This is a genomic window from Streptomyces sp. NPDC001351, assembly GCF_042896045.1.
Lineage (GTDB): Bacteria > Actinomycetota > Actinomycetes > Streptomycetales > Streptomycetaceae > Streptomyces.
Genome location: NZ_JBIAWS010000002.1, coordinates 406,559 through 420,642 on the forward strand (window position 1 = coordinate 406,559; position 14,084 = coordinate 420,642).

At 71.3% G+C, this 14,084-nt stretch carries 13 protein-coding genes and 1 riboswitch; of the genes, 6 read left to right on the top strand and 7 right to left on the bottom strand.

Annotation, left to right across the window (positions count from 1 at the left end):
- The first annotated feature begins 1 nt into the window (after position 1).
- A complete protein-coding gene (locus tag ACFY1U_RS07450) occupies positions 2-973 on the top strand; it encodes an ABC transporter substrate-binding protein (RefSeq protein WP_390693153.1) in 972 nt (323 codons plus the stop codon).
- Here the strand turns inward: ACFY1U_RS07450 and ACFY1U_RS07455 are convergent, their stop codons facing one another.
- On the bottom strand, positions 974-1,702 hold the full coding sequence (locus ACFY1U_RS07455) for an isocitrate lyase/phosphoenolpyruvate mutase family protein (protein ID WP_390693154.1): 729 nt from the start codon (positions 1,700-1,702) through the stop codon (positions 974-976). It lies immediately after the preceding gene.
- Between the two features lie 10 nt (positions 1,703-1,712).
- Positions 1,713-2,210 carry a carboxymuconolactone decarboxylase family protein gene (locus tag ACFY1U_RS07460; protein WP_390693155.1) on the bottom strand — a complete coding sequence of 166 codons (498 nt, stop codon included), beginning with the start codon at positions 2,208-2,210 and terminating at the stop codon, positions 1,713-1,715.
- Between the two features lie 47 nt (positions 2,211-2,257).
- On the opposite strand from ACFY1U_RS07460, the gene ACFY1U_RS07465 reads away from it, so the two are divergent.
- Positions 2,258-3,649, top strand: coding sequence for a PLP-dependent aminotransferase family protein (locus ACFY1U_RS07465; protein WP_390693156.1), 1,392 nt, complete (start codon positions 2,258-2,260; stop codon positions 3,647-3,649).
- Between the two features lie 131 nt (positions 3,650-3,780).
- Here ACFY1U_RS07465 and ACFY1U_RS07470 read toward each other — a convergent pair whose 3' ends face one another.
- The 3 genes from ACFY1U_RS07470 to rocD form a co-directional block, all read right to left on the bottom strand.
- Positions 3,781-4,626 (bottom strand): hypothetical protein, encoded by an 846-nt coding sequence (locus ACFY1U_RS07470; protein WP_390693663.1) that lies wholly within the window; start codon positions 4,624-4,626, stop codon positions 3,781-3,783.
- A gap of 224 nt (positions 4,627-4,850) precedes the next feature.
- Positions 4,851-5,900, bottom strand: coding sequence for an AraC family transcriptional regulator (locus tag ACFY1U_RS07475; RefSeq protein WP_390693157.1), 1,050 nt, complete (start codon positions 5,898-5,900; stop codon positions 4,851-4,853).
- Between the two features lie 137 nt (positions 5,901-6,037).
- On the bottom strand, positions 6,038-7,243 hold the full coding sequence (gene rocD, locus ACFY1U_RS07480; protein ID WP_390693158.1) for an ornithine--oxo-acid transaminase: 1,206 nt from the start codon (positions 7,241-7,243) through the stop codon (positions 6,038-6,040).
- A gap of 103 nt (positions 7,244-7,346) precedes the next feature.
- A riboswitch (ZMP/ZTP riboswitch) is annotated at positions 7,347-7,436 on the top strand.
- Positions 7,437-7,481: 45 nt separating this feature from the next.
- Between rocD and ACFY1U_RS07485 the strand changes: the two genes are divergently transcribed.
- From ACFY1U_RS07485 to ACFY1U_RS07495, 3 genes are all read left to right on the top strand, one after another.
- A complete protein-coding gene (locus ACFY1U_RS07485; RefSeq protein ID WP_390693159.1) occupies positions 7,482-8,933 on the top strand; it encodes a glycine hydroxymethyltransferase in 1,452 nt (483 codons plus the stop codon).
- 156 nt (positions 8,934-9,089) lie between these two features.
- A complete protein-coding gene (gene trpS, locus ACFY1U_RS07490) occupies positions 9,090-10,103 on the top strand; it encodes a tryptophan--tRNA ligase (RefSeq protein WP_390693160.1) in 1,014 nt (337 codons plus the stop codon).
- A 137-nt stretch (positions 10,104-10,240) separates the two neighbouring features.
- The gene (locus ACFY1U_RS07495; RefSeq protein ID WP_390693161.1) at positions 10,241-10,819 is read left to right on the top strand and encodes a 2'-5' RNA ligase family protein; all 579 of its coding nucleotides are present in this window, start codon (positions 10,241-10,243) and stop codon (positions 10,817-10,819) included.
- Positions 10,820-10,829: 10 nt separating this feature from the next.
- Here the strand turns inward: ACFY1U_RS07495 and ACFY1U_RS07500 are convergent, their stop codons facing one another.
- Positions 10,830-11,585, bottom strand: a complete 756-nt coding sequence (locus ACFY1U_RS07500; RefSeq protein WP_390693162.1) for a decaprenylphospho-beta-D-erythro-pentofuranosid-2-ulose 2-reductase — start codon at positions 11,583-11,585, stop codon at positions 10,830-10,832.
- A 265-nt stretch (positions 11,586-11,850) separates the two neighbouring features.
- Here ACFY1U_RS07500 and ACFY1U_RS07505 point away from each other — a divergent pair, with 265 nt between their 5' ends.
- Positions 11,851-12,825: a YihY/virulence factor BrkB family protein gene (locus ACFY1U_RS07505; RefSeq protein WP_390693163.1), complete on the top strand. Its 975-nt coding sequence runs from the start codon at positions 11,851-11,853 to the stop codon at positions 12,823-12,825.
- Here the strand turns inward: ACFY1U_RS07505 and ACFY1U_RS07510 are convergent.
- On the bottom strand, positions 12,770-14,050 hold the full coding sequence (locus ACFY1U_RS07510; protein ID WP_390693164.1) for a D-alanyl-D-alanine carboxypeptidase family protein: 1,281 nt from the start codon (positions 14,048-14,050) through the stop codon (positions 12,770-12,772). The two genes, ACFY1U_RS07505 and ACFY1U_RS07510, sit on opposite strands and share 56 nt — an antisense overlap.
- Positions 14,051-14,084: the final 34 nt, after the last annotated feature.

Sequence of the window (14,084 nt, forward strand, 5' to 3'; positions counted from 1 at the left end):
CATGCGACTTCGTACGAAGACGAGTACGGCTCTGAGTACGGCCGCCGTGGTGGGCTCCCTGGTGCTGCTCACCGGCTGCGGCGCCGCCGACATGACCAGGCAGGCGTCCCCGTTCGCCAACGCGCAGGGCGCCAAGTCCGTGACCCTGTCCGTCCAGTCGTGGGTGGGTGCGCAGTCCAACGTGGCCGTCGCCCAGTACCTCCTGGAGCACAAGCTGGGCTACCGGGTCGACACCGTCCAGGTGGACGAGGTCCCCGCCTGGGACGCCCTCAGCCAGGGCCGCGTCGACGCCATCCTGGAGGACTGGGGCCACCCCGACCAGGAGAAGCGCTACGTCGACGACAAGAAGACCATCACGCGCGGCGGCGGCCTCGGGGTGACCGGACACATCGGCTGGTTCGTGCCGACGTACCTGGTCAAGCAGCACCCCGACATCACCGACTGGAAGAACCTCAACAAGTATTCGTCGCTGTTCCGCACCGCGGAGAGCGGCGGCAAGGGCCAGCTGATGGACGGTTCACCGTCCTACGTCACCAACGACAAGGCGCTGGTGAAGAACCTGAAGCTGGACTACCAGGTGGTGTTCGCGGGCTCCGAGGCCGCGCAGATCACCCAGATGAAACAGTTCGCCAAGGAGAAGAAGCCCTTCCTGACGTACTGGTACGCGCCGCAGTGGCTGTTCAAGAAGGTCCCCATGACCGAGGTGAAGCTGCCGCCGTACAAGGAGGGCTGCGACACGGACCCGGCGAAGGTCGCCTGCGCCTACCCGCACACCCCGCTGCAGAAGTACCTCAACGCCGACTTCGCGAAGCGGGGCGGCAAGGCGGCGGCCTTCCTGAAGAAGTTCAAGTGGACGACCGAGGACCAGAACCAGGTCTCCCTGATGATCGCCGACCAGAAACTGACCCCGGAGCAGGCGGCGAAGAAGTGGGTGGACAGCCACGCGTCCACGTGGAAGGCGTGGCTGTCCTGATCACGGCAGCTTCCTCAGCTGCTCGGCCATCCCCTGCAGCGCCAGCGCCGCCCACCGCTGCAGCCCGGGCCCGAAGGTGACGCGGGTGGCCCCGAGTTCACCGAGTCCGGCGGGTGAGGGGTCCCTGCCGTCCAGCGTGCCGTGCATGTTGATCGGCCCCTGGATCCCGGACCGCAGCAGCGGCAGTACGTCCGCCGGGGCGCCGATCGGATAGACGCAGTCGGCGCCCGCGGCGACGTACAACGCGGCCCGCTCGATGGCCCGTTCGGGGTCGCCGTCGCCGTACGCGAAGGTGTCGACGCGGGCGTTGACGAAGAGCCGGTCGCCCGCCGCGTACCGCACCTCGGCGAGCCACTCGGCGTGCTCGTGCGGGTCCTTGAGGACACCCCCGTTCGAGTCCTCGAGGTTGCAGCCCACGGCTCCCGCCTCCAGCAGCCGCTCCACCAGCTCCTCGGGCGCGAGCCCGTACCCGTCCTCGACGTCCGCCGACACCGGTACGTCCACGGCCCGCGCGATGCGCGCCACCGCGGCGAACATCTCGTCGGCCGGTGTGGAGCCGTCCTCGTGTCCGAGGGAGGCGGCGATCGCCGCGCTGGGCGTCGCGAGGGCGGGGAAACCGGCCTCGACGAACACCCGGGCGCTCACCGCGTCCCAGGGTCCGGGCAGGACGAGCGGGTCGTCCGGGGTGCGGCGCCTGTGCAGCGCGCGGAAGACATCCACCTTCCTCATGACGTACGGCTCACTTGTGCTGTCCCGCCTCGTAGTGGCCGGGAGCCATGCGGCAGGTCACGCCGAACCGGTTCCATGCGTTGATCACCGTGATCGCGGCGATCAGCTGCGCCAGCTCGGGCTCCTCGAAGTGCTTGGCGGCCTGCTCGTACACCTCGTCCCGGACGAATCCGTCGGTCAGCACGGTGACGGCCTCGGTCAGCTCCAGGGCGGCGAGCTCCTTCTGGGTGTAGAAGTGCTTCGACTCCTCCCACGCGCCGAGCTGGACGATCCGCTCGACGCTCTCCCCGGCCGCGAGCGCGTCCTTGGTGTGCATGTCCAGGCAGAACGCGCAGTGGTTGAGCTGCGAGGCGCGGATCTTCACCAGCTCCAGCAGCTTCGGGTCGAGGCCCTGCCGGGCGGCCGCGTCGAGGCGGACCATCGCCTTGTAGACCTCGGGGGCGTGCTGGGCCCACAGGAGCCGGGCGGGCTGCTCCGGCGCGTACGCGGTGGCTTCTTCTGTCGTCATGCCCACGACCCTAGAAGGGAGGCAGCCCAGCGGTATGGTCCATTCCCATGGCGAAATCCTGGGCCACTTTGGGCGTCGACCTGCACCTGGAACCGACAGGTCCTGGCCTTCGCAGGGGTCTGACCGACGCCCTGCGCGAGGCCGTACGCACCGGCCGGCTGGCCCCCGGCACCCGGCTGCCCTCCTCTCGCACCCTCGCCGCCGACCTGGGCATCGCCCGCAACACGGTCGCCGACGCGTACGCCGACCTGGTCGCGGAGGGCTGGCTGACGGCCCGGCAGGGCTCGGGCACCCGGGTGGCCGACCGGACGGTGAGCCGGCCCGCCACGCCCGCCCCCCGCCCCCGCACCCTCGACCGCCCCGCCTACGACCTCATCCCCGGCACCCCCGACCTGGCCTTCTTCCCGCGCGCCCAGTGGCTCAAGGCCGCCCGCCGCGCCCTCATCGCGGCCCCGCACCGGGCCCTCGACTACGGCGACCCGCGCGGCCGCGTCGAACTGCGCACCGCCCTCGCCGGCTACCTCGCCCGCGCCCGGGGCGTACGCACCGACCCCGAGCGCATCCTGGTGTGCGCCGGCATCTCACACGGCCTGCGCATCCTCGGCGCGGTCCTGCGGGCGCGCGGCGCGAGCACCGTCGCCGTGGAGTCGTACGGCCTGTATGTGCACTGGGACCTGCTGGCTCAGGCCGGGCTGCGGACGGTCCCGCTGCCGTTCGACGAACGGGGCACGAATCCGGGCGGGTTGACGGACGAAGACGCGGTCCTGCTCACCCCCGCCCACCAGTTCCCGATGGGCGGCACCCTGCACCGCGACCGGCGCGCCGCCGCCGTCGAGTGGGCGCGCCGCACCGGCGGCCTGCTCGTCGAGGACGACTACGACGGCGAGTTCCGCTACGACCGCCAGCCCGTCGGCGCCCTCCAGGGCCTGGACCCGGACCACGTCGTCTACGCGGGCACGGCCAGCAAGTCCCTCGCCCCCGGCCTCAGACTGGCCTGGCTGGTCCTGCCGCCGGACCTCGCCCGGGAGGCGGCGAAGGCCAAGGGGCACATCGACTCCTGCGGGGCCCTGGACCAGCTGACGCTCGCCGAGTTCCTCACCTCCGGCGCCTACGACCGGCAGGTGCGCGCCGCCAGGCTGCGCTACCGCCGCCGCCGGGACGCGCTCGTCGCGGAACTCGCGCGGCGGGCCCCGCAGGTCGGTGCCACGGGTATCGCGGCGGGCCTGCACGTGGTGCTGCGGCTGCCGCCGGGCACCGAGCAGGCGACGCTGCGAGCGGCGGCCTGGCAGGGCCTCGCGGTGCACGGGCTGCACCGCTACCGGCACCCGCTCGCGACCGTGGAGCCGCACGACGCACTGGTGGTGGGCTACGGGACCCCACCGGACAGCGCATGGGCGGGCACCCTGGACGCGCTGTGCGCGGCACTGCCGGAGGTGTAGCCCTCAAGGCCCGCGGAAAGCGCTCCCGGTGCCGGTCGTGGCCGCGCATCCGGACGTCGCGCACCGGCCACGAGCAACCGCCCGACGGGCTCCGCGGCTACCGGCGGATGAGCAGCCGGAGGAAGAACCGCTCACGCCGCCGCTTCCGTGGTGGTCGGGGCGTCCGTCGTCGGTGCCTCCCCGAACCGCGCCAGCGCCAGCGCCCCCGCGACGGCGACCAGGAACCCCAGCACCGCAAGCCAGGCGAGCCCCTCCCGGGTGCGGTCCCCGAGCCACACCACACCCACCGCCGCAGGACCGATCGTCTCGCCGATCACCATCCCGGCGGTGGCCGTGGTCACCGAGCCGCGCTGCAACGCCGAGGTCAGCAGCAGGAATGCGGCGCCTCCGCCGATGACGAGGGCGTACGTCGCCGGGTTGGTGAGCAGCTCTGACGGTGCGAGCGAGTCGATCAGCCGCACCGACACCTCCACCACCCCGAACCCGAACCCCGCGCCGAGGCCCAGCACCAGTGCCCGCCCCCGCCCGGACCACCGCCCCCCGAACAACCCGAGCAGCAGCACCAGGACGGCGATCGCGAGCATCGCGTACTTCAGCGCCGTCGACCCCTCGCGATCCCCCTCGGCTCCGGACGCCAGCCCCAGCATGGCGAGCCCGGCGCACACCACCCCGACCGCACCCCACTCCGTCCCGCTCAGCCGCACCTGCAGCAGGCGCGCCGCGACCACCCCGGTCACCGCCAGGCTGGACGCGAGCGCCGCGGCCACCGCGTAGATCGGGATCGACCGCAGGGCGGCGATCTGGAACAGGAACCCCAGCCCGTCCAGCGCCAGCCCGGCCAGATACCGCCACTGCCGCAAGGCCCGCAGCAGCAGCGCCGCCTCCCCGCCCTCACCCGTGTCGGCCGACCGCGCGGCAACCGCCTGCAAAACCGTCGCGGTACCGAAGCAGACCGCCGCGCCCAGCGCGCACACCATCCCAAAGATCACAAAGTGACTGTAGGGGAGACGCACGGGAACCGGCGACGCCCGGTGTCCGCTCTCACCGATCTCTGGCTTTGCACACCGGTGCAAGGTGCATGTCCGCGAGGGCCGTTGTCCCTGCCCCTGCTGCCGCCCGGCTCGGCTCCCCCGAACCACCGTCCACGACCCGGGCGGCAGGTTTCCACCATCGCCCCGACGCCCCTCGACCGGCTATCCGGTTACGGCTGAAAAGCCGCCGTTTTGTGGATAGCGCCGGGCTCACGGACCGCCCCAGTCCCCCGCAACGTCTGCGACGGCGTCTCCCCGTACGTCTGCCGATAGTGCCCGGTGAACCGCCCCAGATGCGCGAACCCCCAGCGCAGTGCCACCTCGGTGACCGTCCCCAGCGCCTGCCCGTCGGCGATCACGAGCAGATCGCGCCGGGCCAGATCCAGCCGTACGCGCCGCAGATACGCCAGTGGAGTCGTGGCCAGATGGCTCCGGAACCCCTCGCGCAGGCTGCGCGGACTCACCCGCGCCGCCACCGCCATGTCGGCCACCGAGATGGGCTCGTGGGCATGCTCGGCACAGAAGTCCGCGGCCCGCCGCACCGCATGGGGCAGCACCGCGGGCCCGCGGCCCGCCACCGCTTCGCTGAGCCGGTGCGGCTGCGCGTCCAGCAGACCGTCGACCAGCAACTGCTCGAAGTGCCCCACCGCCAGCGGCGATCGCGCCGCCAGCCCCGAGTCGGCGAACTCGGCGAACGCCCGCACCACCCGCAACCACGCCCGGACCACCCCCATCCGCGGATCCAGCACCGGTGCGAAGTGCAGTGGCACGGAGGGCAGTTCACCCAGCCGCACCGCGAGCGCCCGGTCGACGGTCTGCCGGGGAATGATCAGCACCCGGTTCAGCGTCTCCCCGCTCCACCGCATCGACAGCCGCTGCCCGGGATTGACGATGCTGAGCACGGAAGCCAGGGCGACCCCGTCCGCGGTGACGATGCCGTCCCCGGCGAGCGGCACATGGATGTTGTAGAACTCCGGCAACTCGCCGGGCGTGACGTCGACCTCCGCCCCGTACCCCAACTCGTACAGCGCCACGGCCCCTTCGTGCACGCACCGGAACCGCCCGTCGACCGGATGCTCGTCCAGCACCGTCAGCCGGTGCGGCGCGAACCGCTTGCTGACCAGCGCGTGCAACTCCTCGACGTCACGCCCCCGAAAGAGCAGCCCCCGCCCCGCACCCGCCGGCACGGCACCCGACCCGCCTTCGCCCATGACGGACATGCCTCTCGCCGCGTGTCTCCTGCGCCCGTACCGCCCGAGTTTCCCGGCCTCCGCGGGCCCTCGTCGAGGGCCGAAGGTCCCGAAGCCGAAGCCCGAAGCCCAGGCTGTACGGGAGTACGCCGCCCCCGTCGAGCGGCTCAGATCCCGAGCACTGCCCGCAACTGGGCGAGACCCCAGTCCAGGTCCTCCTTCGCGATCACCAGCGGAGGTGCGATCCGCACCGTCGGCCCGTGCGTGTCCTTCACCAGCACCCCCCGCTCCATCAGCTTCTCGGACACCTCCCGTCCGGTGCCGTACCGCGGTGCGATGTCGACACCCGCCCACAGCCCCCGCCCGCGGACCGCCTTCACCCGTCCCGTGCCGGTCAACGCCCGCAGTTCCCGGTGCAGATGACCGCCCAGCTCCGCGGACCGCGCCTGGAACTCGCCCGTCCGCAGCATCGCGATCACCTCCAGCGCCACCGCGCACGCCAGCGGATTCCCGCCGAACGTCGAACCGTGCTCACCGGGCCGGAACACTCCGAGGACATCGGCCGACGACACCACCGCCGACACCGGCACGATCCCGCCCCCCAGCGCCTTGCCGAGCACATACACATCCGGCACCACGCCCTCGTGCTCGCACGCGAAGGTCTTTCCGGTCCGTCCGAGACCCGACTGGATCTCGTCCGCCACGAACAGCACGTTCCGCTCCCGCGTCAGCTCCCGCACCGCCGGCAGATAGCCGGCCGGCGGCACCAGCACCCCCGCCTCGCCCTGGATCGGCTCCAGCAGCACCGCCACCGTGTTCTCCGTGACCGCCGACCGCATCGCCGTCAGGTCCCCGTACGGCACGATCTCGAAGCCCGGCGTGTACGGACCGAAGTCCGCCCGCGCCTCCGGGTCGGTGGAGAAGCTGACGAGGGTCGTCGTACGGCCGTGGAAGTTGTTGCCCGCGACCACGATCTTCGCCATCTCGGCGGGCACGCCCTTGATCCGGTAGCCCCACTTCCGGGCCGTCTTCACCGCCGTCTCCACCGCTTCCGCGCCGGTGTTCATCGGCAGCACCAGCTCCATCCCGCACAGGTCGGCGAGCTCGGAGCAGAACGCCGCGAACCGGTCGTGATGAAACGCCCTCGACGTCAGCGTCACCCGCTCCAGCTGCGCCTTCGCCGCCTCCACCAGGCGCCGGTTGCGATGCCCGAAGTTGAGCGCCGAGTAACCGGCCAGCAGGTCCAGATACCGCCTCCCCTCCACATCCGTCATCCACGCCCCGTCCGCGGAGGCGACGACCACGGGCAGCGGGTGGTAGTTGTGCGCGCTGTGTGCGTCGGCGGCGGCGATGAGTGTCTCCGTAGCGGTCACGGGATCTCCCGAAGGTGCCAGGTGCTGTGCGGGTGCCCCTTTCCTATCGTCGCTCGCATGGTGGACGCGGGACCTCTGCCTTTCGACGCGCCCGGTAGGCTGATCGACGGGTCGTGACTGGCGCGCAAGGATGGGACGGACCATCGGGGAGCGGCCCGTGCGTGACCGAGTGCCGTGCGCCTGGGCCAGACCGAGAACCGTGACCGCTTGCACGCCACGCCACCCGGAGGCCGACGACATGTCAGAGCAGCAGCCCCTCTCCACCGAGTCCACCGCCTTCCGTGCCGCCCTGGACGTGATCCGCGCGGTCGAGCCGCGGGTCGCCGACGCCATCGGTCAGGAGGTCGCCGACCAGCGCGAGATGCTCAAGCTGATCGCCTCCGAGAACTACGCCTCCCCGGCCACCCTCCTCGCGATGGGCAACTGGTTCAGCGACAAGTACGCCGAGGGCACCATCGGCCGCCGCTTCTACGCAGGCTGCCGCAACGTCGACACCGTCGAGTCCCTCGCCGCCGAACACGCCAAGGAGCTCTTCGGCGCCCGCCACGCCTACGTCCAGCCGCACTCCGGCATCGACGCCAACCTCGTCGCCTTCTGGTCCGTCCTCGCCGACCGGGTCGAGGCCCCCTTCCTGGAGAAGACCGGCGCCCGCCAGGTCAACGACCTCACCGAGGCCGACTGGGCCGAGCTCCGCCAGGCCTTCGGCAACCAGCGCATGCTCGGCATGTCCCTGGACGCCGGCGGCCACCTCACCCACGGCTTCCGTCCGAACATCTCCGGCAAGATGTTCGACCAGCGCTCCTACGGCACCGACCCCGCCACCGGCCTCATCGACTACGAGGCCCTGCGCGTCTCCGCCCGCGAGTTCAAGCCGCTGATCATCGTCGCCGGCTACTCCGCCTACCCCCGGCTGGTGAACTTCCGCATCATGCGCGAGATCGCCGACGAGGTCGGGGCGACCCTGATGGTGGACATGGCGCACTTCGCCGGCCTGGTCGCGGGCAAGGTGCTGACCGGCGACTTCGACCCGGTCCCGCACGCCCAGATCGTCACCACCACCACCCACAAGTCGCTGCGCGGCCCGCGCGGCGGCATGGTCCTGTGCGACGACTCCCTCAAGGACCAGGTCGACCGCGGCTGCCCGATGGTCCTCGGCGGCCCGCTCCCGCACGTCATGGCCGCCAAGGCCGTCGCCCTCGCCGAGGCGCGTCAGCCGTCCTTCCAGGACTACGCCCAGCGCATCGTCGACAACTCCCGCGCACTGGCGGAGGGCCTGATGCGCCGCGGCGCCACCCTCGTCACCGGCGGCACCGACAACCACCTCAACCTCATCGACGTGGCCACCTCCTACGGCCTCACCGGCCGCCAGGCCGAGGCGGCCCTGCTCGACTCGGGCATCGTCACCAACCGCAACGCCATCCCCGCCGACCCGAACGGCGCCTGGTACACCTCCGGCATCCGCATCGGCACCCCCGCCCTGACCACGCGTGGCCTGGGCACCGCCGAGATGGACGAGGTCGCGGGCCTGATCGACCGCGTCCTCACGACGGCCGAGCCGGGCACCACCAAGTCGGGCGCCCCGTCCAAGGCGCAGCACGTCCTCGACCCGAAGATCGCGGACGAGATCTCCCGCCGCGCCACCGACCTCGTGGCCGGCTTCCCGCTGTACCCGGAGATCGACCTGGGCTGACCAGCGCTTTCGTGGCTCCTCCCGCGGCGGTCCGGCACCCTGCCGGGCCGCCGCGCGGCATATCGGCAGCTCTGCCGGGCCGCAGCGGACGGATCGGTCCCCACCTGTTTCCGACCAGTTCCGGATCGGCTCGACAGACCTGAGAGAATGGTGAACATGGCCTCTGATCGTCCCCGCGTGCTCTCCGGAATCCAGCCCACCGCAGGCTCGTTCCACCTCGGCAACTACCTGGGCGCCGTCCGCCAGTGGGTGGCCCTGCAGGAGTCCCACGACGCGTTCTACATGGTCGTCGACCTGCACGCGATCACGGTTCCGCAGGACCCGGCCGAGCTGCGCGCCAACACCCGGCTCGCCGCCGCCCAGCTGCTCGCCGCCGGTCTCGACCCCGAGCGCTGCACGCTCTTCGTCCAGAGCCATGTCCCCGAGCACGCCCAGCTGGCCTGGGTCATGAACTGCTTCACCGGCTTCGGCGAGGCGAGCCGTATGACCCAGTTCAAGGACAAGTCCGCCAGGCAGGGCGCCGACCGCGCCTCCGTCGGCCTGTTCACGTACCCGATCCTCCAGGTCGCCGACATCCTGCTCTACCAGGCCAACGAGGTCCCGGTCGGCGAGGACCAGCGCCAGCACGTCGAGCTCACCCGCGACCTCGCCACGCGCTTCAACGGCCGCTTCGGCGAGACCTTCACCATCCCGAAGCCGTACATCCTCAAGGAGACGGCGAAGATCTACGACCTGCAGGACCCGTCGATCAAGATGAGCAAGTCGGCGTCCACGCCGAAGGGCCTCATCAACCTCCTCGACGACCCCAAGGCCACCGCCAAGAAGGTCAAGAGCGCCGTCACCGACACCGACACCGTCATCCGCTACGACGCCGAGAACAAGCCGGGCGTCAGCAACCTGCTGACCATCTACTCGACCCTGACCGGCAGGACGATCGCCGAACTGGAGCAGGAGTACGAGGGCAAGATGTACGGCGCGCTCAAGACGGACCTCGCCGAGGTCATGGTCGAGTTCGTGACGCCCTTCCGGGAGCGCACCCAGCAGTACCTGGACGACTCGGAGACGCTGGACTCGATCCTGGCCAAGGGCGCGGAGAAGGCCCGCGCCGTCGCCGCGGAGACCCTCTCCCAGGCGTACGACAAGGTGGGCTTCCTGCCCGCCAAGCACTGACGCGCACCGGCGCACGCATGCACCACTCGGCAGAGCGCTGCACATCACTACGGTTGCGCCTGCCCGCGACCCGGCCGTGGCCGTACAGTCGATAACCGACGGCTGAGAACAAATCCGTCACGACGACAGGAGACGACGTGGGGACCGTAACGATCGGCGTGTCGATCGCGGTCCCGGAGCCTCACGGCAGCCTGCTCCAACAGCTGCGCGCGGGCTTCGGCGACGCCGCTGCTCACGGCATCCCCACGCACGTCACCCTGCTGCCGCCGACCGAGGTCGACGGCAGCGACCTGCCGACCGTGGAGGCGCATCTGGCCGAGGTCGCCGCGAGTGGCCGGCCGTTCCCGATGCGGCTGTCCGGCACCGGCACCTTCCGGCCCCTGTCACCCGTCGTCTACGTGCGGATCGCCGAGGGCGCCGAGGCCTGCACCCAGCTGCAGAAACAGCTCCGCGACCCGGCGGGCCCCGTCCCGCGCGAACTGCAGTTCCCCTACCACCCGCATGTCACGGTCGCGCACGGCATCGACGACGAGGCGATGGACCGCGCCTTCGAGGAGCTCGCCGACTACGAGGCCGACTGGCCGTGCACCGGCTTCGCCCTCTACGAGCAGGGCGCGGACGGCGTGTGGCGCAAGCTGCGGGAGTACGCCTTCGGCGGCCTGGTGGTGCCGCCGCAGGCCGGGCACGTGGAGCGCGGCTCCCTGCCGACCCGGTGACCACGGGCGGCTACAGGGGCAGCCGGCGGAACAAGCCGCGCGGCACGTGCCGCAGCGCCGACATCACCACGCGCAGCGTGCCGGGCACCCACACCGTCTCCGAGCGCCGCCGCAGCCCCAGTTCGACGGCTGTCGCGACCGCCTCCGGGGTCGTCGCGAGCGGTGTCTTCGCGAGGCCGGCGGTCGTCTTCGAGCGGACGAACCCGGGGCGTACGACCATGACGTGCACGCCCGTGCCGTAGAGGGCGTCGCCCAGGCCCTGCGTGAAGACGTCCAGGCCTGCCTTGCTGGAGCCGTAGATGAAGTCGCTGCGGCGGGCCCGCTCGCCGGCGACCGAGGAGAGCACCACCAGCGAGCCGTGGCCCTGCGTCTGCAGCGCGCGTGCGCTCACCAGGGCCGCCGACACCGCGCCCGTGTAGTTGGTCTGTGCGACGCGCACCGCCCAGGCCGGTTCGCGCTCGTCGCGCGCCTGGTCGCCGAGGATCCCGAAGGCCAGCAGCACCATGTCGACGTCGCTCTCCGCGAAGACCTTGCCGAGGGCGGTCTCGTGGGAGTCGGTGTCGAGCGCGTCGAAGGCGACGGTGTGCACATCGGCACCGTGGCCGCGCAGTCGCTCCGCGGCCTGCTCCAGGCCGGGCGAGGGGCGTCCCGCGAGCCACACCGTGCGGGTGCGGCGCGCGATGAGACGGCGGGCCGTGGCGAGCGCGATCTCGGACGTACCGCCGAGGACGAGCAGGGACTGGGGGAGGCCGAAGGCATCCTTCACGACAGCAGCTCCTAGGTGACGGACCCCGCAGCCCCGGACGGTGACCGGAGCGGTGTCGGAGGGCATGTCGGTGACCGTATCGCCCCCATATGAGCAGTCAGCAGTGAAACGGGAGGCCTATGCCCGTAATGGGCGATTAATGGGATGTCGCCCCCTGGTGAAATGAGGCGCCCCGAGAGTGCTCGCGCCGACCGCCGCGCGGCACTTTGCCGCGTTTTCGGGGTACTCGCACATTGGTCTTCCACACCTGGGGGAGAGTCTGATCATGGACTGGCTCAAGAAGCTCCCCGTCGTCGGGCCGCTGCTCGCGCGCCTCATGCTCACGCACGCCTGGCGGTCGTTCGAACGACTGGACAGGGTGAAGTGGACCCGGCTGGCCGCCGCGATGACCTTCACCAGCTTCGTCGCACTGTTCCCGCTGCTCACCGTGGCCGCCGCGATCGCCGCGGCCACGCTCAGCACGCAGCAGCAGAGCGACCTGCAGAACAAGCTCGCCGAGCAGGTGCCCGGCATCTCCGACCAGCTCGACATCCAGAACCTGGTCCAGAACGCCGGCACCATCGGCCTCATCGCGGGCGCCGCCCTGCTGTTCACCGGCATCGGCTGGGCGGGCTCGATGCGCGAGTGCCTGCGCGCGGTGTGGGAGCTGCCCGACGAGGAGGAGAACCCCTTCCTGCGCAAGGCCAAGGACCTGGGCATCCTCGTCGGTCTCGGCGGCGCCGTCCTCGCCACGCTCGCCGCCTCCACGGTCGCCTCCGCGATGGTCGGCTGGATCACCCGGCAGCTCGGCATCGACAACGGCGGCTGGGGCGGGGTCCTCCTCCACATCGCCGCGTTCGCCGTCGCCGTGTTCGCCGACTTCCTGCTGCTCCTGTACGTCCTCACGCTGCTGCCCGGCGTCGAACCGCGGCGCCGCCGCCTGATCGTCGCGGCGCTGACCGGCGCCGTCGGCTTCGAGCTGCTGAAGACGCTGCTGAGCGGCTATTTGCAGGGCGTGGCCGCGAAGAGCATGTACGGCGCGTTCGGCGTGCCCGTGGCGCTGCTGCTGTGGATCAACTTCACGGCGAAGCTGGTCCTGTTCTGCGCCGCCTGGACGGCGACGCAGAGCGAGCAGCACGAACAGGCGCAGGGCGACGAGCAGGACGAACAGGAGGAACGCGACCAGCAGGACGCCGGGGCGGACCTCACGGACGGGACGACCGGCGACGTACCAGATCGGGCAGCGGCCAGCGGCGGTTGACCAGGAACGCGGCCGCCGCGAGCACCACCAGCACCCCACCGCTTATGGCGAAGGCGACCCCCATACCGCCGGAGCGGCCCGCGGCCGAGGCGCTCGCCACCGGCGAACCGGACGCCTTGCCGGCGGCCCCGCCCGTCTGGCCCGCCGACCCGTTCCCGCCGGACTGCCCGCCCGACTGCGCGGCGCTCTTCGGCGCCACCAGTTCACCCACAGGCCGCGCCTTCCCGGCCGCCTGGAAGCCCCAGTCGAAGAGCTTGGCGGTCTCCTTGTAGACCTCGTTGTGCTCGTGCTTCTCCGGGTTCATGGCGGTGACGAGCAGCACCCTGCCGTTCCGCTCGGCGACACCGGTGAAGGTCGCGCCCGCGTTCGTCGTGTTGCCGTTCTTGACGCCCGCGATGCCCTGGTAGACGGGGATGTCGGAGTCGCCGCTCAGCAGCCGGTTGGTGTTCTGGATCTCGAAGGACTCGCGGACCGACTTGCCCTTCTTCTCCTTCGTGTCGCCCGGGAAGCTGGCGCGCACCGTCGAGCAGTACTCGCGGAAGTCCTTCTTCTGCAGCCCGGAGCGGGCGAACAGCGTCAGGTCGTACGCGGACGAGACCTGCCCCGGGGCGTCGTACCCGTCGGGGGTGACCACGTGGGTGTCGAGGGCCTGCAGCTCCTCGGCGTGCTCGTTCATCTCCTTGACGGTGGTCTCGACGCCGCCGTTCATCGCCGACAGCACGTGCACCGCGTCGTTGCCCGAGCGCAGGAAGACGCCGAGCCACAGGTCGCGCACGGTGTACGTCTGGCCCTCCTTTATCCCGACCATGCTGGAACCGGCGCCCATGCCGGCGAGGTCGGAGGGCACCACCTCGTGCTCCTGGGTCTTCGGGAACTTCGGCAGCACCGTGTCCGCGAACAGCATCTTCATCGTGCTCGCCGGAGGCAGCCGCCAGTGCGCGTTGTGCGCGGCGAGCACCTCGCCGGACTCGGCGTCGGCGACGATCCACGAGCGCGCGGTGATGTCCTTGGGGAGCACGGGCGCACCGCTGCCCAGATCGACCTGTGTGCCCGGCTGCCCGAGACGGGCGCCGCCCACGGACGACATGTCCGCCGGGGGAGTGGCCGTCGGAGTCGGCGAGGGGCTCGGGGCCGCGAAGGTGACGGGCGCGGTCAGCGCGATCGAGGACAGGACGGCGGAGGTGACCAGCAGGGATCGCCTGACGGTCTTCTTGGGAGCGGACACGGACGAGAAAGTACATGCCACGGGCCGTGAAGTC

Coding starts and splice junctions, on each gene's coding strand:
- ACFY1U_RS07465 (WP_390693156.1), top strand. CDS start 2,258: ATGGCGAAATCCTGGGCCACTTTGGGCGTCGACCTGCACCTGGAACCG.
- ACFY1U_RS07505 (WP_390693163.1), top strand. CDS start 11,851: ATGGACTGGCTCAAGAAGCTCCCCGTCGTCGGGCCGCTGCTCGCGCGC.
- ACFY1U_RS07455 (WP_390693154.1), bottom strand. CDS start 1,702: ATGAGGAAGGTGGATGTCTTCCGCGCGCTGCACAGGCGCCGCACCCCG.
- ACFY1U_RS07485 (WP_390693159.1), top strand. CDS start 7,482: ATGTCAGAGCAGCAGCCCCTCTCCACCGAGTCCACCGCCTTCCGTGCC.
- ACFY1U_RS07470 (WP_390693663.1), bottom strand. CDS start 4,626: ATGGTGTGCGCGCTGGGCGCGGCGGTCTGCTTCGGTACCGCGACGGTT.
- ACFY1U_RS07460 (WP_390693155.1), bottom strand. CDS start 2,210: ATGACGACAGAAGAAGCCACCGCGTACGCGCCGGAGCAGCCCGCCCGG.
- trpS (WP_390693160.1), top strand. CDS start 9,090: ATGGCCTCTGATCGTCCCCGCGTGCTCTCCGGAATCCAGCCCACCGCA.
- ACFY1U_RS07475 (WP_390693157.1), bottom strand. CDS start 5,900: ATGTCCGTCATGGGCGAAGGCGGGTCGGGTGCCGTGCCGGCGGGTGCG.
- ACFY1U_RS07450 (WP_390693153.1), top strand. CDS start 2: ATGCGACTTCGTACGAAGACGAGTACGGCTCTGAGTACGGCCGCCGTG.